The 3,069-nt window shown below is 75.3% G+C and carries 2 protein-coding genes; both read right to left on the bottom strand.

The window, feature by feature from the left end; genetic code table 11:
* Window positions 1-1,724, bottom strand: a 1,724-nt coding sequence (locus ACFQ4O_RS16455; protein ID WP_378777277.1) for a heparinase II/III family protein, incomplete at its 3' end; no start/stop codon positions are given.
* Window positions 1,725-1,842: 118 nt separating this feature from the next.
* Window positions 1,843-3,069: RsmB/NOP family class I SAM-dependent RNA methyltransferase (locus ACFQ4O_RS16450; RefSeq protein ID WP_378777275.1), on the bottom strand; the 1,227-nt coding region annotated here is incomplete at its 5' end.

Raw genomic sequence — 3,069 nt, 5'->3', positions numbered from 1 at the left:
ATGCGCGCGCGCCGGGCCGGGCCGGGTTCGATCCGCCTGAGGCTCCAGGTGAGGCTCGGCGTGCCCCGGAGCGTGCCCCGCACCACGATCTGCTCCGCCCGGCGGGGGCCGTGCGCGCCCGACAGATGCACGCTCTCCTCCACCTCGGCCACGGCGTCGGGGGAGGAGAACAGCCAGCCGGCGCCGCTGGCGGCGCTGAGCAGCACGCTGCGCCCGTCCTGCGCCGGCGCGGCGCGGACGGACGGGTGCAGATGGAACCGGAGCGCCATCTTCTGGTCCTCCGGGTGAGGGCCGACCCGCACGGGCAGGAACCGGTCCTCGCCCTCGAGCGTCAGCCCGTCGTCGGACAGCCTGAGCGCCCGCTCGTGATCGACGCCGAAGCGGCGGGCGTAGCCGTCGTGCCGGGCGGTGACGCGGATCCAGCCCGGTTCGCGCTGCCGCTTCACCAGCGGCCGCGACGGCCCGGCGAGGATCAGCGGGCCGATGAGCCGCCGCAGCCAGCCCGCGGTCACGAAGCGGCAGGAGGAGGTGTCCGCGATCACCGCCACGGAATGGGCGGCGGTGGCGCGCGCCGCGGCGTCCCACGTCTCGCGCCCGATCTCAGGCGCGCCGCAGTTGACCACGATCCGCTCCGCGCCGTGGGACAGCTCGAAGGACAGGCAGCCCGCATGGGCGAAGCGCGACAGCCCGCGGGGCGGCGGCGCGCCCACGTCCGCCAGCGCCAGCGTGTCGCCCGCGACCAGCCGCTGGTAGCCGGAATGGGGCGCCTCATCCATCACCCGGCCGCGCGCGTCGTCATAGGCGAGCACCGTCGCCACCAGATCGTCGCGGCTCGGCCCGGCGCCGTTGAACTGGGCGAAGGCCCCGTCGCCGTGGCGGAAGAAGCGCAGCATGGGCATGGCGCGGTCGATGGCGTTCAACAGACCTTGGGGCGGCGCCACGCCGCGCACCGCGAAGGCCTGCCGCAGCGGCAGAAGGTCCAGCAGCACCTCCACGATCACCGCCGGGTTGCGGCTGGCGTGGCCGCCGTCGGCGAGGATCTGCCGGTCGAGCTCGTCGGCGAGCTGCTTCGACGCGGTCTTGAGCAGGCGGGTCTCGCCCGCGAGGCAAAGCCCCGCATAGACCAGCGCGCAGGCCACCGTCAGCCGGGGCAGGCCATCCTCGGTCCTCAGCTTCAGCCGCGCGAGGCGTCGGGTCTGGCGCGCGAGGCTGCGCAGGAAGCGGCGGTAGAAGGCGCGGTCGGCCCCGTCCAGAATGAGCGGCGACTGGCACAGCCACGAGATCACCCGTCGCGCCGCCACCTCCGGCCGCCGCACCGCGCCCCGTGCCACGCCGCCGCGGAGCGCGATCCACTCGTCCACCAGCGCCCGGGCGTTGGCGCGCGACAGGGTGGTGTCGGCGGCCCGGAGATGCCGCAGCCAGCCGAAGCCGTGCAGCGCCTCGGCCCAGCCCTGCGAGGGCGGCGTCACGAGAAAGGGCGAGCCGCCCTTGGTGTCGACGCTCTTCGCCTCGAACACGAAGCGGCCGGAATAGATCTCGGCGGCGCGTGTGGGGTCGGAGGTGCGCAGGTCCTGCGGGGCGATGACCAGCTTGTCGGGGGTGCGCGTCGGCCGGATCAGCGTCGCGGCGGCGCGGGCGGCGACGCCGCGCCAGACCACCGACGCGCATTCCGCAGCCACGGCGCGCGCGAGCCGGGCTTTCTCGCCGAGCGCGACGCCGGTCATACGCTGCGCCCCCCTTCGAGCTTCGCCACGTCACGTCGCGCCGAAAGCGCGAGCCCGTTCAAGCGATTGAAGCACAGCAGACCGGCCGTGTCGCGATTCGCGAGGGTTGTCGCGCGCGTCAGTCCACACGCAAACGTGCGGCGAAAAACCCGTCGAGGCCGGAGAGACGGACGTCTTCGGCCGGCAGATGGCTCGGCAGCGTGCGCACGAAGCCGTCCGCCGTCACCGCCTCGGACAGGCCTGGAAGCTCGTCGGGCGCCACCGGCTCGACCGAAACGCGGCCGTGCGAGCGGGCGACCAGCGCCTCGATCTGGCGCTCGCCCTCCTCCGGCTCCAGCGAGCAGGTGCAGTAAACCAGCCGGCCGCCCGGGGCGACCAGCCGGACCGCGGCGTCCAGAAGGCCGGCCTGCAGCTTGGCCAGCGCGGAGATGTCGCTGTCACGCTTCATCCACGCCACGTCCGGGTGGCGGCGCACGGTGCCCGTGGCGCTGCACGGCGCGTCGAGCAGCACGGCGTCCGCCGGCTCCAGCGCGATGGACGCGGCGTCGCCCACGCGGGCGGTGGCCGAGAGCCCGAGCCGGGACAGGTTGTCGGTCAGCCGACGCAGGCGCTCGGCGGACTTGTCCACCGCCACCACCTCGGCGCCGGCGAGCGCGAGCTGCGCCGTCTTGCCGCCGGGCGCGGCGCAGAGATCGATGGCGCGCCGGTCGCGCAGATCGCCGAACAGACGGGCGGGGATCGCGGCGGCGGCGTCCTGCACCCACCAGCCGCCCTCCGCGTAGCCGGCGAGATCGGTGATCCGGCCGCCGGGCGCGAGCCTGACGCTGCCCGTGGGCAGAGCCTCGCCGCCGAGACGCTCGGCCCAGCCGGCCGCGTCCGACTTCACCGTCAGATCGAGCGGCGCCTCGTTCGCGACCGCGCGGGCGATGGCGCCGGCGCGGGCGGGGCCATAGGAACGGATCCAGCGGGCGTAGAGCCACGGCGGCAGGTCCTGCCCGTCGCCGGTCTCGGTCGGCGCGCCGGCGGCGACGACGCCCCGGAGCACCGCGTTGACGAGGCCGGAGAAGTGCCGCGCGTCCGGATCGGCGCGGGCGCCGGCGACCGCGAGATCGACCGCGGTGTGCGCCGGGATCTGCATGAACAGCGCCTGCGCCGCGGCGGTGGCCATGATGGCCTCCAGCGGCCCGCCCTTCTTGGGCAGGCCCTTGTCGAGCCGCGACGCGATCAGGCCGCGCAGCGTGCCGAACCGGCGCAGGGTGACGCCGGCGATGGCGCGGTCGAGCGCCCGGTCGCGCTCGTCGAGCGCCCGGAAGCCGGACGGATCGTGCTCGGCCTCCAGCGCCGC

Source organism: Methylopila musalis, from assembly GCF_042679725.1.
Taxonomy (GTDB): Bacteria; Pseudomonadota; Alphaproteobacteria; order Rhizobiales; family Methylopilaceae; genus Methylopila; species Methylopila musalis.
The sequence above is the reverse complement of the archived record's forward strand: the minus strand, read 5'-3'. Positions and strand labels throughout refer to the sequence as shown.